This is a genomic window from Bacillus sp. WC2503 (genome assembly GCF_052682895.1).
Genome location: NZ_JBQYMD010000001.1, coordinates 3,187,112 through 3,212,667 on the forward strand (window position 1 = coordinate 3,187,112; position 25,556 = coordinate 3,212,667).

At 35.9% G+C, this 25,556-nt stretch carries 29 protein-coding genes; 5 read left to right on the forward strand and 24 right to left on the reverse strand.

Features of this window, described 5'->3' with window-relative positions; genetic code table 11:
• Positions 1–9: 9 nt before the first annotated feature.
• From ACUN26_RS16155 to panE, 5 genes are all read right to left on the reverse strand, one after another.
• Positions 10–2,160: a penicillin-binding protein gene (locus ACUN26_RS16155; RefSeq protein WP_000739950.1), complete on the reverse strand. Its 2,151-nt coding sequence runs from the start codon at positions 2,158–2,160 to the stop codon at positions 10–12.
• 21 nt (positions 2,161–2,181) lie between these two features.
• The gene (ftsL, locus tag ACUN26_RS16160) at positions 2,182–2,544 is read right to left on the reverse strand and encodes a cell division protein FtsL (RefSeq protein WP_000182809.1); all 363 of its coding nucleotides are present in this window, start codon (positions 2,542–2,544) and stop codon (positions 2,182–2,184) included.
• Between the two features lie 15 nt (positions 2,545–2,559).
• Complete coding sequence (gene rsmH, locus ACUN26_RS16165) at positions 2,560–3,492, reverse strand: 16S rRNA (cytosine(1402)-N(4))-methyltransferase RsmH (RefSeq protein ID WP_000472504.1); 933 nt, start codon at positions 3,490–3,492, stop codon at positions 2,560–2,562.
• A gap of 369 nt (positions 3,493–3,861) precedes the next feature.
• Positions 3,862–5,478 (reverse strand): bacillithiol biosynthesis cysteine-adding enzyme BshC, encoded by a 1,617-nt coding sequence (gene bshC / locus ACUN26_RS16170; protein WP_000405028.1) that lies wholly within the window; start codon positions 5,476–5,478, stop codon positions 3,862–3,864.
• Between the two features lie 79 nt (positions 5,479–5,557).
• The gene (gene panE / locus ACUN26_RS16175) at positions 5,558–6,442 is read right to left on the reverse strand and encodes a 2-dehydropantoate 2-reductase (RefSeq protein WP_002093362.1); all 885 of its coding nucleotides are present in this window, start codon (positions 6,440–6,442) and stop codon (positions 5,558–5,560) included.
• 294 nt (positions 6,443–6,736) lie between these two features.
• Here panE and ACUN26_RS16180 point away from each other — a divergent pair, with 294 nt between their 5' ends.
• Positions 6,737–7,210, forward strand: a complete 474-nt coding sequence (locus tag ACUN26_RS16180) for an N-acetyltransferase (protein WP_000506685.1) — start codon at positions 6,737–6,739, stop codon at positions 7,208–7,210.
• Between the two features lie 33 nt (positions 7,211–7,243).
• Here the strand turns inward: ACUN26_RS16180 and ACUN26_RS16185 are convergent, their stop codons facing one another.
• The 3 genes from ACUN26_RS16185 to ACUN26_RS16195 form a co-directional block, all read right to left on the reverse strand.
• Positions 7,244–7,750, reverse strand: a complete 507-nt coding sequence (locus ACUN26_RS16185; RefSeq protein ID WP_000246458.1) for an RsfA family transcriptional regulator — start codon at positions 7,748–7,750, stop codon at positions 7,244–7,246.
• A gap of 129 nt (positions 7,751–7,879) precedes the next feature.
• On the reverse strand, positions 7,880–8,053 hold the full coding sequence (gene rpmF, locus ACUN26_RS16190) for a 50S ribosomal protein L32 (protein ID WP_001984764.1): 174 nt from the start codon (positions 8,051–8,053) through the stop codon (positions 7,880–7,882).
• A 61-nt stretch (positions 8,054–8,114) separates the two neighbouring features.
• On the reverse strand, positions 8,115–8,615 hold the full coding sequence (locus tag ACUN26_RS16195; RefSeq protein WP_000872142.1) for a YceD family protein: 501 nt from the start codon (positions 8,613–8,615) through the stop codon (positions 8,115–8,117).
• A gap of 153 nt (positions 8,616–8,768) precedes the next feature.
• Between ACUN26_RS16195 and ACUN26_RS16200 the strand changes: the two genes are divergently transcribed.
• The gene (locus ACUN26_RS16200) at positions 8,769–10,010 is read left to right on the forward strand and encodes a nucleotidyltransferase (RefSeq protein ID WP_165497424.1); all 1,242 of its coding nucleotides are present in this window, start codon (positions 8,769–8,771) and stop codon (positions 10,008–10,010) included.
• Between the two features lie 26 nt (positions 10,011–10,036).
• Here the strand turns inward: ACUN26_RS16200 and ACUN26_RS16205 are convergent, their stop codons facing one another.
• Both ACUN26_RS16205 and ACUN26_RS16210 read right to left on the reverse strand, forming a co-directional pair.
• Complete coding sequence (locus ACUN26_RS16205; protein ID WP_000476315.1) at positions 10,037–11,062, reverse strand: SepM family pheromone-processing serine protease; 1,026 nt, start codon at positions 11,060–11,062, stop codon at positions 10,037–10,039.
• Positions 11,055–11,846, reverse strand: coding sequence for a patatin-like phospholipase family protein (locus ACUN26_RS16210; protein WP_000662585.1), 792 nt, complete (start codon positions 11,844–11,846; stop codon positions 11,055–11,057). Before ACUN26_RS16210 ends, ACUN26_RS16205 begins: the two co-directional genes overlap by 8 nt.
• A 113-nt stretch (positions 11,847–11,959) precedes the next feature.
• Here ACUN26_RS16210 and ylbJ point away from each other — a divergent pair, with 113 nt between their 5' ends.
• Entirely contained in the window at positions 11,960–13,189 is a 1,230-nt protein-coding gene (gene ylbJ, locus ACUN26_RS16215) for a sporulation integral membrane protein YlbJ (protein WP_000273078.1), read from the forward strand.
• Here the strand turns inward: ylbJ and coaD are convergent.
• Together coaD and rsmD are read right to left on the reverse strand one after the other, a co-directional pair.
• Entirely contained in the window at positions 13,181–13,672 is a 492-nt protein-coding gene (gene coaD, locus ACUN26_RS16220; RefSeq protein WP_000200597.1) for a pantetheine-phosphate adenylyltransferase, read from the reverse strand. The genes ylbJ and coaD overlap by 9 nt on opposite strands.
• Entirely contained in the window at positions 13,669–14,235 is a 567-nt protein-coding gene (gene rsmD / locus ACUN26_RS16225; RefSeq protein WP_001266984.1) for a 16S rRNA (guanine(966)-N(2))-methyltransferase RsmD, read from the reverse strand. The genes coaD and rsmD overlap by 4 nt, the downstream gene beginning before the upstream one ends.
• Before the next feature lie 650 nt (positions 14,236–14,885).
• Between rsmD and ACUN26_RS16230 the strand changes: the two genes are divergently transcribed.
• On the forward strand, positions 14,886–15,275 hold the full coding sequence (locus tag ACUN26_RS16230; protein ID WP_000616007.1) for a DUF7147 family protein: 390 nt from the start codon (positions 14,886–14,888) through the stop codon (positions 15,273–15,275).
• 56 nt (positions 15,276–15,331) lie between these two features.
• Here ACUN26_RS16230 and ACUN26_RS16235 read toward each other — a convergent pair whose 3' ends face one another.
• From ACUN26_RS16235 to ACUN26_RS16260, 6 genes are all read right to left on the reverse strand, one after another.
• A complete protein-coding gene (locus ACUN26_RS16235; RefSeq protein ID WP_002093356.1) occupies positions 15,332–15,598 on the reverse strand; it encodes a YlbG family protein in 267 nt (88 codons plus the stop codon).
• A 125-nt stretch (positions 15,599–15,723) separates the two neighbouring features.
• Positions 15,724–16,176, reverse strand: coding sequence for a YlbF family regulator (locus ACUN26_RS16240; RefSeq protein WP_000634357.1), 453 nt, complete (start codon positions 16,174–16,176; stop codon positions 15,724–15,726).
• Positions 16,177–16,290: 114 nt separating this feature from the next.
• Positions 16,291–16,863 (reverse strand): histidine phosphatase family protein, encoded by a 573-nt coding sequence (locus ACUN26_RS16245; protein ID WP_000134950.1) that lies wholly within the window; start codon positions 16,861–16,863, stop codon positions 16,291–16,293.
• 77 nt (positions 16,864–16,940) lie between these two features.
• Positions 16,941–17,186 (reverse strand): YlbE-like family protein, encoded by a 246-nt coding sequence (locus ACUN26_RS16250; protein WP_001206442.1) that lies wholly within the window; start codon positions 17,184–17,186, stop codon positions 16,941–16,943.
• 11 nt (positions 17,187–17,197) lie between these two features.
• A complete protein-coding gene (locus tag ACUN26_RS16255; RefSeq protein WP_001143329.1) occupies positions 17,198–17,644 on the reverse strand; it encodes a YlbD family protein in 447 nt (148 codons plus the stop codon).
• A 111-nt stretch (positions 17,645–17,755) separates the two neighbouring features.
• Positions 17,756–18,790 carry a CAP domain-containing protein gene (locus ACUN26_RS16260; protein WP_000735382.1) on the reverse strand — a complete coding sequence of 345 codons (1,035 nt, stop codon included), beginning with the start codon at positions 18,788–18,790 and terminating at the stop codon, positions 17,756–17,758.
• 206 nt (positions 18,791–18,996) lie between these two features.
• On the opposite strand from ACUN26_RS16260, the gene ACUN26_RS16265 reads away from it, so the two are divergent.
• The gene (locus ACUN26_RS16265) at positions 18,997–19,362 is read left to right on the forward strand and encodes a YugN family protein (protein WP_001160935.1); all 366 of its coding nucleotides are present in this window, start codon (positions 18,997–18,999) and stop codon (positions 19,360–19,362) included.
• A gap of 46 nt (positions 19,363–19,408) precedes the next feature.
• Here the strand turns inward: ACUN26_RS16265 and ACUN26_RS16270 are convergent, their stop codons facing one another.
• From ACUN26_RS16270 to coxB, 6 genes are all read right to left on the reverse strand, one after another.
• A complete protein-coding gene (locus tag ACUN26_RS16270; protein WP_000535796.1) occupies positions 19,409–20,407 on the reverse strand; it encodes a formamidase in 999 nt (332 codons plus the stop codon).
• A gap of 241 nt (positions 20,408–20,648) precedes the next feature.
• Positions 20,649–21,554 (reverse strand): cytochrome c oxidase assembly factor CtaG, encoded by a 906-nt coding sequence (ctaG, locus tag ACUN26_RS16275; protein ID WP_000069006.1) that lies wholly within the window; start codon positions 21,552–21,554, stop codon positions 20,649–20,651.
• An 86-nt stretch (positions 21,555–21,640) separates the two neighbouring features.
• Positions 21,641–21,973, reverse strand: coding sequence for a cytochrome c oxidase subunit IVB (ctaF, locus tag ACUN26_RS16280; protein WP_001007827.1), 333 nt, complete (start codon positions 21,971–21,973; stop codon positions 21,641–21,643).
• Between the two features lie 3 nt (positions 21,974–21,976).
• On the reverse strand, positions 21,977–22,600 hold the full coding sequence (gene ctaE / locus ACUN26_RS16285; RefSeq protein WP_000557861.1) for a cytochrome c oxidase subunit III: 624 nt from the start codon (positions 22,598–22,600) through the stop codon (positions 21,977–21,979).
• Positions 22,600–24,435: a cytochrome c oxidase subunit I gene (gene ctaD, locus ACUN26_RS16290; protein ID WP_170957719.1), complete on the reverse strand. Its 1,836-nt coding sequence runs from the start codon at positions 24,433–24,435 to the stop codon at positions 22,600–22,602. Before ctaD ends, ctaE begins: the two co-directional genes overlap by 1 nt.
• A 60-nt stretch (positions 24,436–24,495) precedes the next feature.
• Positions 24,496–25,545: a cytochrome c oxidase subunit II gene (gene coxB, locus ACUN26_RS16295; protein WP_000745270.1), complete on the reverse strand. Its 1,050-nt coding sequence runs from the start codon at positions 25,543–25,545 to the stop codon at positions 24,496–24,498.
• Positions 25,546–25,556: the final 11 nt, after the last annotated feature.

Consider the following 25,556-nt stretch of genomic DNA (forward strand, 5'->3'; position numbering starts at 1 on the left):
TTCTTACCATTACGGTTTTTCTGCTTCTTGTTGCGGTTCAAGTGGTGGTACTAGTGTTACACCTAATTCTGTACCCGGTTGCAGTAACGTTCCTTCTGCTACACTTTGTTCAGTTACGTATCCGGTACCAGAAGGTTTTAAGTTAAGCTGTAATGTTTTCGCCAAATTCATAACATCACGCAGTGCCCACCCTTGTATATTTGGCATTGTTGGCTTATCTCCCACTAAAAAGACTCGATCACCTTTTAATGTTTGTTCAGTCGCTTTTGGTACTTGTTGCTGCACTTTTCCTTCACCTAGTATGATTGGACGGAGTTTTGCTTTTTCAATTGCTTTCCCCGCTTCAGTCATCGTTTTACCAGTTACATCTGGAACAGCAGTTTGTTGCTCTTTTAAATGCTTCTTCGGATCTTTCACTTCATTTGGCTTTATCTTTAAATACTCTAAACTATTTTTTGTTACATATTTAAAAATATCAGCTAACGGCTGTGCGCCGTTCTCATCATCTTTCAATTTCGGCTGTTTAACAGCTACATACACAACAAGTTGCGGATCCTCCATCGGCGCCATCCCTAAGAATGAGAATATATAATTCTCTCTTCCTGTCATATAGCCACCTTTCCCATCCGGCATTTGCGCTGTCCCTGTTTTACCACCAACTGAATATCCATCGACTTTATAAGCAGTTCCTGTTCCTTTCGGAGATGTAACAACACGTTCTAACAACTGTCTTACTTGCGCTGCTGTTTCTTTTGTAACAGGCTTTCCTACTTCTTCTGGTTTATGCTCTAATTTTACTTCCCCTGTTATCGGATCTACAATTTTGTCAATCGCATATGGTTTCATCATTTTCCCATCATTTGCAATAGACGTTGCAGCTTGTACAAGCTGAATTGGCGTTACAGTAGAACCTTGTCCAAAAGCCGTTGTTACTTGCTGTATTTGCTGATCAAATAAAATTGTATTAGAACCTTCACCAGGTAAATCAATATTTGTTTTCTCATCTAGCCCAAAAGCATTAATATATTTACGGAAACGTTCTGGACCAAGTTTTTGATCACCTAAAATAGCAAACGCTACGTTTGAAGATCTCTCCACCCCTTCATCGAATGTAATAGAGCCCCAGCCAGCACCGCCATTATGATCATTTATCTTCCGATTTCCAACTTGATATGTACCAGACTGATAATAATCTTGTCCTTTGTACACACCTTCATTAATAGCTGCCGCTAATGTGAAAATTTTCATTGTTGACCCCGGTTCAAATGCATTTGAAATCGCATCATTGAAGAAATATTTAATTTGACGATCATTAGGATCATAACTAGGTTTAGTAGACATCGCTAATATTTTTCCAGTTTTCGGATCCGCAACAATCCCTATTAAACTTTCTGGATCATATTGTTTACTTGCCGCTTTCATCGCATCTTCTAAATAACTTTGGATTCGTTGATCCATTGTTAAATACACATTATCTCCATTTTTAGGTGCCTTTACATTCACTTTTCCACCATCGAGAGATACACCTTTACGATCACCTGTATAAGCTACTTCTCCATTAGAAGCACTTAAATATTTATCCAAACTTTTTTCTAAGCCAAATTGTCCTACCGAAGTTCCCTTTTCATTTGGTTTCGCATGACCTATGACGTAAGACGCAAAATCACCGTTTGGATACACTCTTGCATTTTCTGTAATAAAAGATATTCCCGGCAAATTCAATGCCTCTATTTGTTTCTTCTGTTCTCTCGTCAAATCCTTGCCTAGTGTTCCAAATTCGACTTGACTTCTGCCTTCCTTATTTAATGCAGCTAAAATATCCTCTTCGCCTTTTCCTAGTACTCCTGCAATTTTCTTTGCAGTATCCTCTTTATTCTCAACAGGTTTCGCACCTTTTAATTCAGCTACAAGTTTATAAGAGTTTGCATCTTGCGCTAACACATGACCATTTTGGTCATAAATCGTTCCTCGATTCGCTTCGAGAACTCCTGTTTTACTATGTTTTTGCTTAGCAAGGTCATCCAAATCCTGATTATGCACTGTTCCTGTCGCTTGTATGTAAAAAAATCGGGCTAATAATAGCAAAAAGAGCAGGAGGAAAAATATCATAAAATAACCTGCTCCTTTATTGGTATGAAATTTAGTCATATTTTTCTTCATCTTTCCTTCACACCTATTGCCTTACTTGAGGCCTTTCACATTATTCGCATTAATTTCTAGCCCATGTTTTTTTGCAACTTCAGCGATTCGTTCATAGCGACTTAGCTTCTCTACTTCAGCTTGCAATTCTTGATTTTCTTTTTGCTGCTGTACAATTTTTTCTTCGATCGTCGCTGCTTCTACATTAACTTGATAAAGCCCTGCTTTATTCCCAATAAACGCTACACAGGCATACAATAAGAAGCCAATAAACGCTACATACATCAGTTTTTCGACCCTTGTGATCTTTGCTTTAACCTTCGGCTTAACCATCTGCTGTGGGGGCGTTTGAATTTGTACCTCTTCTTGCGCTTGTTGTTTGTACTTTACAGCTAAATTAGTCATACCTCTCTCTCCTTTTTATCGTTTTTCAGCGATTCTCAACTTCGCAGAACGCGCTCGATTATTTTCTTCCAGCTCTATATCAGAAGGTAAAATCGGTTTTCTTGTAATAAGCTTTAATTTCGGCTTAAATTCATCTGGGATAATTGGTAACCCTGGCGGCAATTGCGGCGTTGTACTATTTCGCTTAAATGTTGTTTTACAAATACGGTCTTCTAATGAATGGAATGTTATAACACTAACTCTTCCACCAGGCTTGACCAACTCAATAGCAGATTCCAACGCTTCTTCAAATACTTTCAATTCATCATTTACAGCAATACGGATTGCCTGGAAAACTCGCTTCGCAGGATGTCCACCAGTTCTACGCGCAGGAGCCGGAATACCTTCTTTTATTAGTTCCACTAATTCTCCTGTCGTTTCAATAGCTTTATTTTCACGATACGCTTCAATTTTTCTTGCTATTTGCTTTGAAAATTTCTCTTCACCATACTGGAAGAAAATTCTTACAAGTTGTTCATATGACCAGCTATTTATAACATCATATGCTGTTAATGGGGCATCTTGATCCATCCGCATATCTAACGGTGCATCATGATGATAACTAAAGCCTCGCTCTGGTGTATCTAATTGTGGGGATGAAACACCTAAATCGAATAAAATACCGTCTACCTCTGTTATGCCTAATTCCTGTAGTTTTTCAGATAAGTAACGGAAATTGCTCTTTACCGTTATAAACTGCTCACCGTATGAAGAAAATTTTTCTTTTGCATTTTGAATCGCTATCTCATCTTGATCAAAAGCAATTAATTTTCCCCCATCAGTCAATTGGGATAATAAATAAGAACTATGTCCTCCTCCCCCCAGTGTACAATCTACATATGTACCATCTGGCTTTATATCTAAGCCGTCTACTGTTTCTTTCAAAAGCACTGTTACGTGTTTAAACATTGTTGCACCTACTCTTTTTCCAATTAATTTATGTTAAATGTATTTCTTCCTCTAAACGTATTTCTCACGATCAGAGAATGAAATACTACTAAAGAACGACTCAGTTAACTTACCAACAAAGGCAGCATACTATACAAATCGCTATTTTCTTTTATTATATACTAAATTTTATCATTTTTTACGGGAATTTAAATAAAAAACTGTCGAAAAAGAGAATAATACGTTTACATTTTGTGTGATTTTGTCATATATTTAAGTATCCTACATATATACAATCTCTACCAGTTACAAAATGATAATTCAGAAAAATTTCACTTCACAGTAAATTCAACAGAATAAAAATAAAATCCTGCTCCAAAGAGCAAGATTCTATAGTTTTATAACATGATGTTTTCCATCCCAAGAAAATGAATTCTCCATCACTCGATCAACGAAATCCAAACCGAACTGATTTAAATAATAACATACATTCCACACGCGCTCTTGCGGAGCTCCTAATGGACGAATTGCACATTGTATACGGCGGAATTTATTTAGTTGAACTTCATGTTTTTTCTCAACATTTCTTTTCAACATTCTTTCTAACAGTTCAATTTGTTCATTAATTTTCAACTCATTCTTCCCTGCGAATTCACTTAATCCTGGATCTATTTTTTTCACAAACTGTTGTAATGATGTATGAATATCAATAATTTCTTTTTTCGCCTCTATAAATCGATCGTCGATTGGTTCCTCTATTTGATCAGACAACCAGTTTTCACGTAATTTATCTACATCATGTAAAAACGGATCATTTTCTTGCAACTGTAAATCATTTAAATCTGTCGCTATATCTCTCTCTATATAAGTCATTGTAAGACGAGGAACGACAGGCGGCATTTGGAAACCAACAGTATGGAATACTTGTTGCAGTTCACTCCAATAAGCTATCTCCCCTGGACCTCCAATAAACGCTAGCGTAGGAAATACATACTCTTGCATAAGAGGACGTGTTACAACATTATTACTAAAACGCTCTGGACTTCTCTCCAACTCTTCAATCAATTCTTCATATGAAAAAGAATGTGTCCCATCTTTTCCGACAAACTTTCCTTGATTGTCTTCAAGCAGCACTCGCTCATTATCGATTTCCATGAATATATGCACTGCATTAGACTTTGTTTCAATAATTGGCTTATACCCTAATTCTTTAATTACTTCCTGCTGATTGTGAAGCCCCTCTTGCACTTCTTTATACTTGCTTATAATACGTTTGAAGAATGGAACCTCTAACTTCCTTAATTCAGGATGATGCGAATCAACAAGAATTAAACCAGAATTAGCAAACATTTTTGTAATAAGGTAAGCAAAGAAATCTACATACGTATTCGATTTATTCAAAGCATCATCTACAAATCGTAATACATCCTTTGTAAAATTCGTTTCTGGGTATGTTTTAAAAATCTCTTCCATCCATTTTCTACAATCTTCAACAGACAGTTCAGACTCAGAAGCACTCGCCTTTTTCGGATTACGGTCATGAAAAATAGTCTTTTTTATTTTTTTATTTTTCGTTACAAAAGTATGATTAATCTCATCCATATCATGATCTTCACCAGCAATCCAGAATACAGGAACGACTTTAACGCCTAAACTTTCTTCCTTTTCCTTTGCAAGCTGTAAAATTGAAATAACTTTATGAATTGTATAAAGCGGTCCAGTTAATAACCCCGCTTGTTGTCCAGCTATAACAACATATGTATTTTCATCTCCAAGCGCTTTTACATTTTGAATTGTAGATTCTCCCGCTTGCAATTTTGTATTATATTCTAATAAATGCGCTACTAACTCTTGGCGGAAAAACTTCCTTTCACGCAAATCATGTAAACGTTGTTTAAAAGCAACTTCTGTTAACATATAATCAAAACACGACTGTATCTCTTTTTTACCGTTCATATAGTCCGCTACAATACCTTGTTGCGGAACAGAGATTTCGTTTATCTCCATATAATTCTTCCTTTCGTATCCAGTTCTCTCACCAATCCACATTGTAGTCAATGTTTCACGTAAAAGCAAAGAATAACACTTATTCTTTTACTTCTAATCCTTTTATTGCATCGAACAAAAATTGAAGTGTCGGAACTGGTCGTTGCTGTTTCTTAGCTTCCTCTAACACATATCCAACAATTGCATCGATTTCCGTTTGTCTATTCGCTCTTACATCTGCTAGCATAGATGATGTATTATGAGACGTTCTTTCACATATACCTCGTACCATTTCCCATACCATTTCTTGTTCTTCACTAACAAGAAATGCAACTTCCCTAAATACTTGCTCCATCATTTGATAAAAAAAAGGATTCGTAATTAACTCACCGTTCTGAACCCGCAATAACGCTGTCAATGGATTAATACATACATTTACTACTAATTTTTTGTACATAATACCTTTCCAATCAGCCTCTATTTGAATTGGAAAATGAGCAAAAGGAAAATAATCGAATACTTTTTTAAAATATAAAAATGGACCGCGCACTACCCCAAACTTCGTTATACCTATTCCAGTATGATGGACCGTATACCTTTCTTCTTTTTTCGCACCGTGTTCTACAATACCAACAGCTATATTCTCATTTCTTATTTTCTGTATAGCATGAAGATGCGACATTCCGTTTTGCAAAAAGATTAATGATGATTCTCCTTGCACAAACGGTAATATGTCATTTATATGGTATTGCTTCACAGCAATAAATGTATAATCTAACTTCTGATCTAACATATATTCTATCGGTAAAATGGATGGAAATACCGTTTCACGTTTCCCATCTCTAATACAAGTTACACCTGTTTTATTCAATTCTTCAGCCTGCTTAGCCGTCCTTGTAAACAACGTGACATCTTGATTACTTTTTTGTAAATAAAATGTATACAATAGACCAATAGCACCTGATCCTACAATTCCAATTTTCATTTTCACCCAAGGAATTCATATTAAATTTCCTTGCCTTCCCTCCCTTTATATCTTTCTAATTCACATGCATACATCCTACGCTTGCACTGACTCCTAACAGATAAATGCAACCTCTTCTTTCACTATGTATATACTACCTATTAACGTGCTTCTATTCTTAGTTTAGCAAATCCTCAAAAAAATAATAAAAGAAATATACTATCTTCTTCATAAAAATAAAAAAATAAGTTATAATATTATTATAAATATTTTTACTTTTCTGGATTCAACAAGATAAGAAAAGGATGTGATGTAATGGGATTCCCAAAAGTTGAGCGCTTGCTCATCAATTATAAAACATTAGATGAATTTAAAAAATTTAAAGGTTGCGGAGCTCTAGAACTATCTATGTTGGAAGAGTTACAAGCAAACATTATTGAAAACAATAGCGAATCACCATTTTATGGTATTTATTATGGCGGATCACTAATCGCACGTATGAGTCTATATATGAAAAGGGATGGTGGCGAACCATTTGACATTACTGGCCCTTACCTAGAACTTTATAAACTTGAAGTGTTACCAACTTTTCAAAAACAAGGATTTGGACAAATGCTTGTGAATTATGCAAAACAACTACAGTTCCCAGTTAAAACGATAGCACGTATCCATTCAGCTGGTTTTTGGGATAAATTAAATTTCCAACCTGTATCAGTAACTAATGGTGATTTTTATATTTGGCATCCAGAAACAAATATGAATGCGATTACAAACGAGGAATCTGCATAAGAAATAAAAAAAACAGCTGCGTAACAGCTGTTTTTATTTCTTTAACTTCTCTAACTTTCCATTCGAACGAACACTATTTCTTTCCGCTACCATTACACTTCTTTTTTGATCGATATAATCAAGTAATGTTCTATACTCTTCCTCATATACTGATAATCGCTCTAGAAGTCGTTCTCTCTCTGTCTGTAGCGATTCAACTTGTTTTTGCAACACCATTAAAGAGTTTTCATCTTTATAATTTTGCAAGAAATCAATAACATCATTCAGTGTAATTGACGTAGGCTCTAATACCTCCGTCTCTTTCACTTCATAATTTTCTACTTTACGAAGTTGTTTCGCTTCTTCAATACGTTCTTTATATTGCTTTCTCACGTAAGAATTCCATCTAAATCCACATGCTGCTGGTGTACGAGACAAATGTCTTCCCACTTCTTTAAAGGCAGAAAGTTGCGTTCCACCTTCTTGAATATGCCGGAGTACTACTTCTGCCAGAAGCAAATCTTCATCATCAGTCCAAGCATCTTGTCTTGTTGTCGCCATCTCTCTAGTCCTCCCTATGCATTTTTTATTAAGCATATGCAGTTACTAGAAAAGATAGAATACAACAACTAAAGAATAAAACAAAAAAAATAAACGCAGAAGATATCTTCTACGTTTATTTTCCCGCAATTACTTGCTGATTACTTCTTTACCTTTGTAAGTACCGCATGCTTTACATACACGGTGAGCTAATTTCGCTTCACCACAGCTTGGGCACTCTACCATACCAGGTACTGATAATTTGAAATGCGTACGACGCTTTCTTTTTACTGTTTTAGAAGTTCTTCTAAAAGGTACAGCCATTCTTCCCACCTCCTTAAAAGAAATAATTATTTTCATATGAAGGCCTAAACCAGTCTTCCGATTATTTGTCAAAAAACTTTGCAAGTCCTGCCAATCTTGGATCAACAGCCTTTTCTTTGTTTTCTTCCGAAATCACTTGCCAGTCTTGACCTTGCATCGGTGCTCCACCAGAAACATCATCACTGAAAATTTGCATTGGAATCTCCAAAAGTATATTTTCCTTGATTACGGGCAGTAAGTCAAGTACTTCTCCTTCTAAACAATGAATTTCAGCTTCTGTTTCAAACTCTTCTTCTGAAGTTTGGAACACCTCAGTTGTTTTAATGTCAAATGGTAATGTCACATCTACTAAAGAGCGAGAACATGGTAAAACCATGCTTCCAGTTATATGTAGATGGAACGTAAACTTCCCGGAGCCAAAATCAACTCTTCCTGTTACATGAACAGGATTAATTTCACGAATATCTTTCTCGACCTCTTTTAGCTCACTTACATCTACCATCTCATCCAATGTCAATCCTTTATTTCTCAATTTATTCAATTGATGGATGGACCATTTCATATCATATCACCTCAAGGCAACAAACAAAATTATAGCTAGCCATTTTATATTTGTCAATGTTTTTTCTTTACACTATAATGAAGTCATCATAGTAAATAATATATAGAGTATCATGTTTTCCAAAAAGATGCTACATCGAAAGGAGAGATTATCATAAAAGCCAGTGGTATTGTCGTTGAATATAACCCTTTTCATAACGGTCATGATTATCATGTGCAACAAACAAAAAAGTTAACACACTCTGATATTATAATTGCCGTTATGAGTGGCCCTTTTTTGCAGCGTGGTGAGCCCGCACTCATTTCCAAATGGTATCGCACTAAAATGGCCTTAGCAAGCGGTGTAGACCTTATTGTAGAGCTTCCATACGCATTCGCAACACAAAAAGCTGAAACTTTTGCAAATGGTGCTATTTCCATCTTAAATGCCTTACGCGTTTCTGAAATTTGTTTTGGCAGTGAAGATGGACAAATCGAAAATTTTTATAATACCATCTCTGTACAAAAAAACGAAGAAGCGACTTTTAATCGTCTCGTAAAGCAATTTATGAGCGCAGGTAATAGTTACGCCAAAGCTACATCTGAAGCCTTTCTACACATTTTACCATCCAAAAAAAACATCGATATGTCACAACCAAATAACATTTTAGGCTTTCAATACATAAAAGCAATTCTGGCGCAAAATAGTTCTATGCAAGCACAAACTATAAAAAGATACGCATCTCATTATCACGATGAAACATTTAGTAACCAACATATCGCAAGTGCAACGAGTATTCGTAAACAACTCTTTAGCGAAAATGGTTCATTTACAGAAATTGAGCCTTTTATCCCGAAAGCAACCGCTTCTCTTTTAGCAACTTATAAACAAAACTTCGGGATATTACATAATTGGGAACAATACTTTTCATTTTTTAAATACAAACTTATGACGATGTCTCCAGGGGACTTACGACATATATATGAAATCGAAGAAGGTTTAGAGCATCGTATTTTATCAAAAATACAAAACAGCTCTTCCTTCCACTCATTCATGGAAGCATTAAAAACAAAACGTTATACATGGACTAGATTACAAAGAGCCTGTACACATATTTTAACAAACACGACAAAAGAAGAGATGCATATGGCAAATATAGAACAACATGCACCGTATATTCGTCTACTCGGCATGTCACAAAAAGGACAAACTTATATTTCAAAAAACAAGAAAAAAATAGAACTTCCAATCCTTACTCATACAAAAAGTTTTGACCATCCTACTTTACATATAGAGCGAAAAGCAAATTCTGTATATTTCTCTATCATGCAAGAACCATTACGGACACAACTACTAAAACAAGACGTAATACACCATCCAATTCGTTACGATGAAACAACTACAACGTTTCTATAAGAAAAACCTCTCTATTTCAGAGAGGTTTATTTTTTCTCACCCATTTTTTCCAAATACTTCAACGCATCATCCAGCGTATCCACTGGTACAACCTTCATTTTTGTTTTAATATCTTTCGCAGCCTCAAGTGCATCTTTATAGTTGGATTTCTCCGCACCTTTTTCATTTGGCGCAAAAAACACCTCAGCACCCGCATCACTAGCAGCTACCACTTTTTGCTGTATACCACCAATTGGGCCAATTTCTCCCTTTTCATTAATTGTACCTGTTCCAGCAATTTCATGTCCTTTTGTTAAATCTTCTTCCACAAGTTGATTATATATTTCTAATGTAAACATTAAGCCTGCTGATGGCCCACCTATTTCATGGGAATCAATTTTCACTTTCGGATCTACTACTAACTCTCTTTCCGTCACGATAGAGACACCTATACCTACGCGGCCATTTCCATTAGGAATTGTCTTTACATTTAAATTTTCTTTTAACTGTTTTCCGCCTCGCATGTACTCAATATTTACTGTATCTCCTTCTTTTTTCCCTGTCATATACTCAATAAATTGATCCGTCTTTTCGAATGTTTTTCCGTCGACAGCTATGATGATATCTCCAAGCTTAAGCTTCCCCTCTGACGGCATACCCTTCGCTACACCAGCAACTAATACACCTTTATTTTCAAAAGAAACAGTACGATTCGCTTGTTTATACGCATTATAAATTGCTGCATTTTGCGAGTCTTTCATTGCATAATTTTGGCGGAATTGATATTCTTCATCACTCTCGCCCCTTTGCAATATTTCTTCCGCCTTCGAAACATGTGTATATTTATTAAATTGTGCCGCTATTAAATTCACCACATTTGCCGGCCCCATCGAAACCGTTACAAGCATAAAATCACCAGATTCTTTTGTTCCACCCTCAACTTGGACATACGGCTCTAATTTCGCAGCCATTCCTGGTTTTGTTACATAGTACGGTAAACGCACATAAACAAGTAACATCGCCAATATCACACCTATTAAGATTGCATATATAAACCGAAAACGCTTAAACATTATGTTTCTCCTTCCACTGCTCAATTAATAAATAAATATTTGAAACATGTTTTTCTGCTTCTACTTCTCCGACTCGAATAATGTCTTCAATGTTTGTAAAAGCACGTGAACTAAATTGTTCCACAGCTGGTCGCATCATTAAATCTGATGCAATTTGCCGATTCATTACAAGCTCATGCTGCATAATTTCAATACTTTGCATAATTACATCATAAATAGATGTAACCTCACCATTCACCTTAATCGGAGATACATCAACAGCAATAACAATATCGGCACCTAACTCTTTTACAACCGAAACTGGGATGCGATCAATCACTCCACCATCTACTAATAATCGTCCATTTACCTTTTCTGGCACAAACACTCCAGGGACAGATATACTAGCCCTCACCGCATCTGCAACAGGACCACTTGTAAAAACCACTTTCTCCCCCTTCAATATGTCAGTAGCCACAACAGCTGTCGGGATATCTAACTCTTCTAAATTTTTATTATATGTAAACATTTTAATCATATCTTTGACACGTTTACCAGCAATAAACCCCATTTTTGGTACCGTGAAATCTAAATAGTATTTCCTCTTAAAAACAGTCGCCAATTTATACAATCGTTCAACGTTACAGCCAGCTGCATAAAATGTACCTATTAAGGCCCCCATACTACTCCCTGCAATCATATGAATCGGGATACCCGCTTCCCTTAAAACTTTTATAACGCCAATATGAGCAAATCCTTTCGCTCCCCCAGATCCAAGCGCTAAACCAATCTTCGGTTCTTTCATTTTTCTCACCCTTTAATTTTTTTCATCCCTTTTTCATACTTATGGTCTAAATTCACCACGTATCCACGTATACTGAAATGAACGTTTTTTGGGACAAAGGGGGATTTACTTACATGTATGAAAAATGGAAAACCGCTTTCCTTACCATATCAACACTATTTTTAACCTTTTCTCTTGTACTCCACCCCCAAGCTGCTTTGCAAGCTTCCATTCGAGGGTTAAATATATGGTGGGAAGTTGTATTCCCTTCACTATTACCGTTTTTCATCATTGCGGAACTTCTAATTAGTATCGGTGTTGTAAAATTTATAGGCGTTATATTAGAACCACTCATGCGACCACTTTTTCGCGTTCCAGGAATAGGTGGATTTGTTTGGGCAATGGGCATGGCCTCAGGGTTCCCTGCTGGCGCCAAATTAAGCGCTAGACTGCGAAAAAGCGATCAAATAACACAAATTGAAGCCGAGCGCCTCGTATCTTTCACAAACTCTTCTAATCCACTTTTTATTTTTGGAGCTGTTTCTATCGGTTTTTTCAATAATCCGAAATTAGGAATCGTACTAGCTGCTGCACATTATTTAAGCAACTTTGCCGTCGGATTAATAATGCGTTTTTACGGGCATAACACATCTTACACAAATGATAAACAAACTACTAAAAAACGTCCTTTTCAAAACCCTTTTTCAATCCTTCACCAAACACGCTTGCAAGAAAAAAGACCAATAGGAAAATTACTTGGGGACGCTATCGTTTCTTCCATTCAAACATTACTTATGATTGGCGGATTTATTATTTTATTTTCTGTGTTAAACAAAATGATTACTGTATTCCATATTACAGCAACTCTTTCTTTTATTATGCAACATATTTTATCATTCTTCCAACTAAGTACTGATTTTAGTATTCCGATATTATCAGGTATTTTTGAAATGACACTCGGAAGCCAAATGATTAGTCAAATAAATGAAACACCCCTTCTGCAACAAGCGATGGTAACAAGCTTCATTTTAGCATTTAGCGGCCTTTCAATTCAGGCACAAGTTGCTAGCATACTAGCTGAAACGGATATCCGATTTAAGCCATATTTTTTCGCACGACTTATCCAAAGTATTCTTGCTCCTATTTTTACGTTTATATTTTGGAAACCTTTTTATGAGAAAGTAAGTTCTTTCTCACCTATGGAAAAAGATATTCCCGTATTTTTATCCAATCATTCTTCTACACTACTTGAAATTTGGACATCTTTTGTACACTACGGACCGATTTTCACATTATTTTGTTTATACTTATATGTTATCTTATTGTTTTTACGCATGAATAAAGAAAAACCCCGTTCACTTTAACGGGGTTTGAAACTTTTCTTTTAAAGCACGCTCTACAATAGGAGGCACAAGATCTACTACACTTCCTCCATACCTCGCAACTTCTTTCACAATACTCGAACTTAAAAATGAATATTGGTTGTTTGTCATTATAAAAAAGGTTTCAATATTTTCATCTAATTTTCGATTCATAGAAGTAATTTGCATCTCATATTCAAAGTCAGAAACCGCTCGTAAACCACGTAAAATTGCATTTGCATTACGCATTTTTGCATACTCCACTAATAGCCCGCTATGCGAATCCACTTTTACATTTGGGATATCCTTTGTTGCTTCTCGAATTAAATCTAGACGTTCTTCAACTGAAAAGAATGGTTTTTTTGATGAATTGTTTAAAACAACTACGTACACTTCATCAAACACTTTTGCTCCCCTTTTAATAATATCAAGATGCCCAAGGGTAATTGGATCAAAACTCCCTGAAGAAATAGCTATACTTGTCATTCTGTCTCCTCACCTTCATACTTATAAATCGATATTGCTGTAATCCCATAATTTTCAGCTCTTACTTTTACAAGATTCCCTATAGAATCAGGTAAAACAACATCATTACCATGCTCTGACATAATTAATCCATCTCTATGTAGCAATCCATGTTGATCCATCACACTAATCAAAGATACAATTTTTTGATCTTTGTATGGAGGATCTATTAGTATAAGATCGAATGACATTTCACGCTTTATGAGCGCTTTCACCGCACGCTCTGCATCATTTCGATACACTTCAGCTTGTTCATGTATTCTACAACTTTCTAAATTTTGATGAATGACTTTTATCGCTTTACTATCTCGATCAACAAAAATCGCTTTTTCAATCCCTCTACTTATAGCCTCAATTCCAAGGCCACCACTACCGCCAAATAAATCAAGAGCGGTACCACCATCAAAATAAGGGCCTATCATATTAAAAATAGATTCTTTTACTTTATCCGTCGTTGGACGTGTTGTATTGCCGGGAACCGCTTTAAGTGGGTGCCCTTTACATTTTCCTGAAACTACTCTCATCTGTTGTCACTACCTTTATTTCAATCTATCGAGCGCTTATAAAATAATTTCCCACTTCAGTAACCGCTGCAAAACTATATGTAACTTTCACCTATCCATAAGAAACTTTCTCTAAAAATAACCGCTCGTCATTTTTTATGTATTTATCTCGCCATTCGCTAACACAAACCCATTATGTACATTAATTCCACTTTCCCCCGCATTAACGGGCAGTAAAACTCCCAACTCAAAATTCGGTTAGAACAAAAAGTGAGGTGGGAAATTAACTGCCCGTAAACGCCCGATTAGTGAAGGCTAATAATCAGCGGGGATGCCCCCACTGATTAAAGTTTCACTTTATCTTTTTTTATCCTATCATAAAATAAAAAAAAGAAAAATAAAAAGCCAAACATAAAATTTAAATTCATTATGTATATCTTCATTTAGATTGGACATAAATAATTATAACAACATCACCTTCGATGTTGTTGCCAACCGCGGAGAAGACTTACGTTTCCCCATAAGTTCTTCCTCCGGTTTCTCCTCTCCCTTTGCCTTCTTACTAGTACATACTAGTATAAGAAGGGCCCTGCTTTGCAGGGTTTTTTTTCTTTGTCTACTTTTCATTTAAAAAGTGAGATGGTACAGTAAAAGAAAGAGGAGGAAAAGATATGATTCAACGCTTTATAGAACTTGGAGAAGGCTACTCTGATTTATATGAATTACTTGAAATTGCCAAAGCAAACCAAGAACGTATAACACATATGTTACAATTTGAAACAATTAAAAACGAAAAGAAAGTATGCTCGCTTGTTGTAATATTAAAACCGACCACTACTGGTGATTTCCAGCCATTATACATATGTCGTGAAGGTATTCCTATGCCTGAAAATAAAAAAAGTAAACGTGTCATTTTATTTGAAGAAATGGCAGAAAAACTAGGAAAAAAAGTGACCACATTTACTGTAAAACCGTCCACAACTTTCCCAGAAAAAGAACTATTTTTCAATCATCTAATTGGTATTTTACGAATGAATAATTTCATTCCTCCAATGAAATAACACTTTATTTAAAGTAAAAAAATCCCACGCTAAACGTAGCAGGGGATTTTTTTACTTTAACTATAATCGTATTCTTTTGCCCGATCAGGACGGGAATTTTCAAATTCCGTTTTTAAAAACGGACGGTACGACTGTTCTATCTTTTTCACAAAAGGAAGTTTATTCAACTTATGCATCATATGCTCAATTTGTTCCATATCACAATATACAACGGCATATTTTAATCGTTTTGATATGTAATGTATGTTACCATATTTTCTTAAAATCTTGGCATGTTTCAATGAATGTAAATAAACAATCATACTTTGTCGTTGCCCGAACATAATCTTCTCCATCTTCTCCTTTTAAAAACTTATATTTTATATTTTTGAAAACTAACCAGAAATTTATGACATAATGAAACAAACTCTGTATACGTTTTCTTACATCTTCTAAAAAACGGGGTACATCACCCCGTTTTTTTACAACCGCAACCTCCGCCAGTACCGCAACCTCCGCCACAGCCACCAGCATCGAAAAATGGATTTCCTGTTGGAACTTTAATAGAAGAGGATACCTCAGAACCAATTGCTACACTAACTTCATCTAATAACTTTTGTAAAGCAGTTTCTGCTCGTTTAAAGGTTGCAATCTTATCATGCAAGTCTACAGAACGCTTTAATTCCCTCATTTTTGTTGACACGATAGTATAGTCAGGATGGTATTTCCCAAAACGCTGCACTTCCTCATATCGTTCCTTCATCGCTGTAAATTGCTGAATTAATGTCTGAACTTCCACATCCTCATGCAATTCTTTATAACACTTACGATAATCTTCTGCTATATCTGAACAGATGATCGCTTTTGCAAGCTGCTCTGCCTTATCTAATATTAATACGCTTTCTAGCGTCGCTACAATCATGAGAGACACCTCCGAGTATTCATCATACCACATTTAGAATAGAACTACTAATTGAAGTGACTCACTTAAAAGAAAGATATGACTCTAACTATTTTCAAACAATCTCAGATACGCTTATACATTAATATGTTCCGCAATATTATATTTAAGAACATCCCATTCTCCGCCGTTTTCTTTCACATAACTAATACATGCATTTTTTAACGGGGTCTTAAACGTAATTTCATCTGGTGCAATTGCATGTAAAATAGCTTTTATCGCATGTGAATGAGCAACAATAATAATACGTTTACCAGAATGAGTTACTGCAACATCTTCTAAAGCAGCAAAGCAACGAGCTACAATTTCTTTATCTAACTCCATACCTTCTACTTTACCCTCCGCAATTAACTCTCTAACAGTCGCAACCGGCTTCCCTGAAGCTTCTCCAAAATTCCGTTCAACAAATCGTTCATCTAATAAAATGGATTGTAATCCAGCTGCCTCTGCGATTGCCTTAGCCGTTTCTTGTGCTCTAATTAACGGACTACTTATAATAATATCCCACGATTCTACTTGCAAAGCAGCCGCACTTTGACTCGCTTGCTTTTTCCCAACTTCATTAAGTGGAATATCTTCACGCCCCTGAATAATCTCTTGAAAATTCCAATCAGTTTGTCCATGTCGTACTAAACAAATTTCCGTCATGCTGCAACTCCTTTTTTAAATAATCCGCTTCTATTGTAACAAAAGTTCTGCATGACGGACATAGTTTTCCCTTCCAATTATGTCGTATTTTGCTGCTTCATATACTGAAACATATCAATCATGATCGAAGCAACCGCCAATTGATTTTGAAATTTTTCTACTTTATCTGGTATCGTTTTTTTGAAATGTTGCATAGCAGCCAGCTCAAAAGCTTCTTTTTCTTCAGGATTTCGGGTTAACTTCCTATACCAGTATGGCTGCTCCCTAATATAACGCGATAAGTCCTCATCAGCCTTTATAAACTCCATAAGTTCTTCTCTCATCATCTTTCCCCCTAATCCTTTTGAAAGAAAAATGGATTATTTTCTTTGGAAGTACTTTGTTCTTGTTGCGTGCGACTTCCTTGAAACTGTTGAATAACTTGTTGCACACTCCCGATAGCACTCGTCACATTAGCTAAATGATGCTGCATTTGTTCCACATCTAGCTTTTTAAAAAAAGAAAGCATTTGTCCCATCACATCAGCAGTTTTTTCCTCTTCAGTTCGATTGTCTTTTTCCTTCTCTTTTTTATTTTCTTTTACTGAAGAAAAGGCAGGCGCTCCATCAGGTCTATAAGTTGCCCATATTGGATCTTCCTCACCAAGTAAGTACCATTCTTCATAAAATTGCTGCCAAGTTTTTTGACCACTTCTAACGTCATGAACCATTTTAGGGTGATGGTTTACAAATTCTTTAAACTGTTGAACCGATGGATGTAACGGTCCTTTTGTTGTTGGCATAATCCTCACCTCTTCATGTATATCTACTTATATTGTAAGAAAAAAAAGGCGCATGGTTCGCCTATTTTTAGACGATTCATGCACCTTTTTTACACTACTTAAAGTTTCACTTTATTTTCGAATAAAGTTTTGCGTATAAAATTTATCATATACCCCAACACCTAATCCGGTAAATTGTTCATTAAATAAATTTTTTCTATGCCCCTCACTATTTAACCAACCTTGTACCGCCGCAATTCCATCACTATGTTGTGCCGCTATATTCTCACCAGCAAGCTGAAACCCTACTCGTCCTCGTTGTAAACGATCTCCTAACGTACCTAATGTAGGTGAATCATGTGAAAAGTAATTATTGTCTTTCATATCTTTGCTATGTCCAATAGCAACATCTGCTGTTTGTTGATCCCACGTTAACAATGGTAGTTCATGACGACTTCGAATAATATTTGTTAAATCAAAAATTTGTTGCATATTCCCATTCTCTACTTGTTTCATCTTTTCTGGTGTTAATGGTTGTTCTGCTATTAATTCACCTGAATAAACAAGCTGATACGGTCTTTGGCGCAATAACGTTTCATCATCCATATAACGAACACCAACGAGTTCATGTGTGAAATGATCAAAATATAATTGTGCCCATCCATCTTCTACAGGTACTAACGGCTGTTCCATTACTTCCGTATCAGATAACTCAAATTGATAACTATTCTTCCCTCTTTTTAATGAAATCTCATGCGAGAGCGGATTCTTTTTGTATACATCTTCATATTTTTCATTTATATAATAAGGCGGTACCTTAACTTGTTCACCAGCAACATACGCTGTTACAATTTTACGTTCAGCAACTCCAAATTGAACGTACTGATTTAAATCTTGATTGTACACCCACCATTCATAACCGTAAGCAGATGGCTCTATTCGAGCTGGTTCTCCCCACTTTGCCAATAGATTTTCAGAATCTCCACCAATCATATTTAAAACAGTGTCTGAGGAGTCCTCATCGACTTGTTTTTTCTTTTTCACAATTTTATTTTCTTGTTTTGATTGAGATGGGGTTAATATATATTGTGAAACGAGTAATTTCCCGTATAAATCAACAGCTAAAATTAAAAATGTAATCATTACGATACGCAATAATTTCTTCAAACGATATACCTCCTGCACAAAACATAAAATTGAGATATACACAAATCCTTTTATTTCCTTTTTTGTGTGTACCGTACTCTTTTCACTATATCATATTTTCACAAAAAAAGTCTGGATTATCCCTTTTCTCTCAATATGAATTGCACTTTCTTATTATTCATACTATTATAAAAATAATGATGTAACATTAAAAAAGGAGGTATTATATGCAATTTACAAATACGAAATTTAATGGGGCCGTCGTTGATTTATCCCTTTTAACTGAGATTATGGAAAAGAACCATTTTGTACTAGCTGGACAGTGGGATTACGAAAGAGTTACATACGATTATAAATTTGAAATATTAAAGGATATTTATTACTTACGAGTGCGCGGAGTTGCTGTTGAAGGCGACATTGGCAGCAGACACGCTGAAGTAAAACTACTCCCTCCCTTATTAGGAAAACATTATTATCCTCACGGTGTTGAATATGGTGATGATGAGACTTTCCCAACAAATGTACTCCAAAAAAGCGAACAACTCCTACAAAATGTCGAAAAAGAGTTAAAAGAATTTCAAATTATTGAGTAAACCGAACAAGCGCATCAATATGATGCGCTTGTTCTATTTATCTTCCTTAAGAATGAATCGTCTTTTTAACTGGATACCCATAAATGGATCCATCTTTCACTTTAATCTCATCTTCCCAGGGAACTTTATACTTACCTTCAGCTAAATCTTTTACAAACGTATACGGGTTCTCTTTCACTCCACCAGGAGTCGCTACATATCCCCTTGAGCCTAAATTATATATATTATTTTCGAGCCCCCATCCTAATCTAGCCTGATCTGCTAGCTCTGGATATACTTCGGCAGTAACAATCTCCCAAGGGTTTCGGTGCCCCTGCACTAAAGTAGTCCCATCAAAATTACATACTTGTCCTTCACCAAAGTAATAAAATACACCATCATAACCCGCTAAGTTCACTGACAATGTATACATTAAATTTTGCCATGCATTTGAACGATTGGTTAACATCCATTGTTCACTAACTTGTGTGCTATATCCAGAAATACGGATCAAGACATTCGCGCCTTTATAGGCTGCTTCACGGGCTACTTCAGGGAACATGCCATCATGACAAATACAAACAGCTAATTTACTCCCTCCAGGTCCATCACAAACAGGTAAGCCTAAATCTCCAGCTTTCCAAGGCTCGACCGGCACCCAAGGATTTAACTTACGATACTTCAAAATCATTTCACCCTGTGGATCAATAATAATCGCTGTATTATAAGGTTCTCCACCATCAGGATTTCTTTCCATTATAGAAAAAACACCATACACTTCAGATTCTTTACATGCCTCAGCAAATAAGTCTGTTTCTGGCCCAGGCACTGTACATAAAAACTCTTCTGTAGTCCATTTTTTTGTATTGAGCCCTTGTGTACTATATTCGGGAAATACTATTAATTCTAATCCAGGATAACCTGATTTAGTTGAATGAATTGTTTTTATGATTTGTTTAATTTGTTTATCAATGTCTGCACGTGACTCTACTACCGGTACTGGATATTGAATTAACGCTGTTAAAAAACCACTAATCGGCTTTACCATACTTCCGCTACTACCCATTTAAATTCCCCCTTAAAATAGTTCGTGTTTATTAAAGATAACAATATAAATTTGTAACTCTCTAAAAAACTTGCACTACATATGGAATTATTACGCATGAAAGCTAGTAGTAAATTTTATATCCACTTTTAGTACACGCCAACACTAACTTAACACAAAAAGATTGAAAATTCAATCTTTTATAAATACCTAAAGCTAAAACTAAAAAAAAGAAAAAGCATATGGAATCCCATACACTTTTTTACTTAGTCTGTAAATATGGCGGCAATTGTTGCAACTGTTCCTTATCCTTTTCGCGTTCTCTACGCGCCCATTTAAAGAATACATAGCCGATAATCGTACCGTACACTATTTCCTGGACAATTTTCATAATGATACCGCCCGTTTGTTGGTCTTGTACTACTGGCATCCAGTGCAAAAATTCTGGTCCAGTTATATTTAATTCTGATAAAGTTCCCGCAGGTACGCATAGTTCCATCGCTTTCATCCAAGCAGCTGAATCCGTATACGTTGCAAATAACGGTGCAGTTGCAAAAATTATTAATGCACAAGCTGGCGTTAATAATATACCGTTAGCAAACATATAACCAAGTTTCTTTATATCACTTAACGTTTGATATTCTGGTAACGGATTTAACATCGGCCACCACATCATGATTGCCGCAAAAAATAATATAGCGAGGCAAATCGGATGGGCAATTTGACTTTGTTTTACTGCATCAAAAACAACTGGCAAATGATAAAAAGAAAACAGTCCATTAAATACAAACAATGCAATAAGCGGTTTAGCAAAAATTTTCAACACAATCTGAACTAGCTTAAAAGAAGTAATATAACGATATAACCAAACTGGTATACCAAGTAATAATAAAGGCGGAACTGCAATATACATGACTGCCATTTCAAACATATGTGCACTAAATATAATATGGCCAATTAAATCAATAGGTCCACCCTTTACAAAATACAAAAGAACAATTCCAGACGTAAAATAAAAAATTTGCTTTTTACTTACCTTCGTCGCATTTTCAAATCGAGTTCTATATGGTCCAATAATTAAGAAGTATCCAATAAGAATCGAAAGCATAAATAATAAAAAGAATGGACTCCATAAAGCTTGAAAGCCAAATATCCATAAGTTACTCATTGTCACCCCCACCTTCCTAATGGTTATCCTTCCACATAATGTGAAGAGGGGGCTGTGACAACACAAGCCCCCTTATTCTTCACTTTTCAAATCCACACGATTGTCATAAAAGCTAAAATTGTAATTAATCCTATTAACAGGCCAGAATACAGAAAGAAACTTGCAGCCTCATGCCCTTTATGGCTCATATGCATAAAATAATACAATTGAAAAATCACTTGCACCACTGCTAATAGTAAAATAAACGGAACAGAGAAGGTTGGACTAAAAGTTTTTGGATATGCTACCGCTACAAATGCAACTAATGTCAGGAAAATCATTAGCGCAAACGTAATAACTTGGTGCTTCATCTCCTCTGCACTTTTTCTCTTCCGATAAACAAGATCCACCTTAGGATTATTTGTTTGTCTTATCGCCATTGTTTATCCCACCATTCCCATTAAATATACTACAGTGAAAATAAACACCCAAACTACGTCAATAAAGTGCCAATAAATTGATGCAACATAAAACTTTGGTGCGTTGTATAAATTTAAACCACGCTTCGCATTTCTAAAAATTAATGTTAAAATCCAACACAATCCAAACAATACGTGAAGTCCATGTGTACCAACAAGAGCATAAAATGCAGAGCCAAATGCACTACTTCTCATAGTATGCTTAAATTCATGTGTATAATGATAAAACTCATATATTTCAAATCCCAAAAACCCTAAGCCAAGCAACACTGTTACAAGTAGCCAAAGTTGCATTTTCTTAAAATTAAAGTTTTTCATATGGTACATCGCATATACACTCGTTAAACTACTCGTTAATAAAAGCATCGTCATAATGAAAACGAGCGGCATTTGAAACATCTCTTGAGATGTTGGTCCACCATTTGTAGAGTTTTTTAATGCTAAATATGTGCCAAACAAGGAAGCGAACAATACTGTTTCGCCTCCAAGAAATAACCAAAAACCGACAAACTTATTTTTCCCCTCAAGGGTTGCTTTTTCAGGCTCTGCTGGAAATGTTTCATTCGTTAATTTTTCATCTACATGCATTATGCCTTGCCCCCCTTATCCTCTAAATCTTCCTTATGAATATGATATCCATGATCATCGACTACTGAACGAAGGAACATTGCGCCAAATGTAATGATTAAACCAATAATTGCTACTAATAACCAGAACTTATCTTTTCCACCTTGCATATACATTGCACCGAATGCCGCTATGAATAAGCCTAGAGAAATGATAAATGGTGAAAATGAAGCATTTGGCATATGAATATCACCAACTGGTTCCGCCGCCGTCATCTCTTTATTACCTTCACGTTTTTCAATCCAAAACGGATCTAACCCGCGAACAAATGGTAATTGTTTGAAATTATATTCCGGTGTAGGTGCTGGCATTGTCCATTCTAGTGTACGTCCATCCCATGGATCACGACCAGCCTTCTCTTTTGATACAGTTGTTTTTATTACATTGAATAGAAGAACAATCGTTCCAAGAGCCATAAACACAGCTCCAATAGAACTAATCATATTCCCCATTTCCAATCCTTGCCCCTCAAGATATGTGTAGTAACGACGTGGCATACCAATCAATCCAAGGAAATGCTGAATAAAGAATGTTAAATGGAAACCGATAAAGAATAACCAAAATGTTATCTTACCTAATGTTTCATTTAATATTTTATTAAACATCAGTGGCCAATAATAATGAGCCCCTGCAAGTAAACCAAATACAACACCACCGACGATTACATAATGAAAGTGCGCTACTACGAAATAGTTATCATGAAATTGATAATCAGCTGGTGCAGATGCAAGCATAACGCCTGTAACTCCACCCATTACGAATGATGGAATAAAAGCTACCGCCCACATCATCGGTGTTGTAAAACGAATACTTCCGCCCCACATTGTAAAGAGCCAGTTAAATATTTTAATACCTGTCGGAACCGCAATTGCCATTGTCGCAACTGAGAAAATAGCATTTGCAACTGGACCAAGGCCAACAGTAAACATGTGATGCGCCCATACCATGAATCCTAAAAATCCAATTAATACTGTCGCAAACACCATCGATGAATAACCAAATAATCGTTTTTTCGAAAATGTCGCGAAGATTTCTGAGAATATTCCGAAAGCTGGGAGTATAAGAATGTATACTTCCGGATGACCGAAAATCCAGAATAAATGCTCCCATATAATTGTGTTCCCACCTAATGCTGGATTAAAGAAACTTGTTCCAAATAAACGATCTAACATTAAAAGTCCTAATCCTACAGTTAACGGCGGAAAAGCAAATAATATAAGTGAAGATGTTACAAACGTTGTCCATGTAAACATCGGCATACGCATATACGTCATTCCTGGCGCACGCATATTAATGATTGTAACAAGGAAGTTAATACCTCCAATTAATGTACCAATACCTGAAATTTGCAAGCCGAGTACATAAAAATCAACACCATGGCCTTTAGAAGCTAAAGCTAATGATGCATAAGATGTCCATCCTGCATCAGGTGCTCCACCTAAAAACCAACTTAAATTTAAAAATACTCCACCAAAGAAAAATAACCAAAATCCGAGTGAATTCAAAAACGGGAACGCTACATCACGCGCACCAATTTGAAGTGGCACGGCGGCGTTCATAAATGCAAACACGAGTGGCATAGCTGCGAGGAAAATCATTGTTGTACCGTGCATCGTTAATACTTGATTATAAGCATCCCCAACAAGAAAAGCGTTGTTAGGAATCGCTAATTGAAGGCGAATAAATAGTGCTTCTATTCCGCCTATTATAAAAAACAATCCACCTGCAATTAAATAGAGAATGGCAATCTTTTTATGGTCTACTGTCGTTAAATAATCCCATATGACAGCACCCATCCCCTGTTTTTTTGCTACAGAGCTCACGTTTTCAACCTCCCCTTCGCGAATAATCCCTCTTTACTTTTCAATCTTTAACGTTTGTAAGTATGCATTTAATGCATCAATTTGATCATCCGTTAAGTTGCCATATTTACCAGTCATTTTATTTCCTGGCTTCATATTTTCAGGATCTTTCAGCCATTTTTTTAAGTTTTCTTCATTATTTTCGGCAATACCAGCAACCGTATCACGATCAGCAAAGTTCGCTAAGTTTGGTGCGATACGAGCGGAAGGTGGTCTACTATCATTAGATCCAACTGCATGACAACCAATACAGCTTTTATTAAATATTTCTTGGCCCTCTTGCGCCTTTGTTGAAGCTACTTCTTTTTTCCCATCAATCTTCTTCATATCAGCAAGCCATTTTTTGTACTCGCTTTCATCTAAAGCTTTCACTTTAAATTGCATTAAAGAATGTGACGGGCCGCAAAACTCTGTACAAAAACCATTATAAGTGCCCGATTTATCTGCCTTTAACCACATTTTGTTTACATTGTCTGTATTTGTATCCATTTTACCAGCTAAAGATGGAACCCAGAATGAATGTTTAATATCGGCACCCTTCAAATTCAAATACACTTTCTTACCTGTGGGGATAACTAAATCTTGAGAAGTTACTATTTTTTCTGATTTATAAGAAAATTCCCACCAATAAAGATTCGCTGTTACATCAACAACGATCGTATCTTTATCAATATTCTTTTTCTCCATCGCACTTACATCAGCAAGTTTGAATGTATATGTAACCGTCGGAACAGCTAAGATTAGTAAAAGAATAATCGGAATAACTGTCCATATAATTTCTAGTTTGTGATTCCCTTCAACTTGTTCTGGAATATAATCTTCCTGACCTTTCTTTTGTCGGAAACGCACAATTACATACAAGAAAATAATAGTAACTACTAGTACTACTCCTACCATGATCGCACTCGCTAGTAAGAGCAGATCATATTGCATTTTTGCTACTTCTCCTTGCGGAATTAAAGTAGATTGAAAGGCTTTACCGCATCCCCCTAACAGTAAAGCCAGCAGTGAAACGAACGAAAGCAGTCGCCACTGTTTCTTCATACAAACAACCC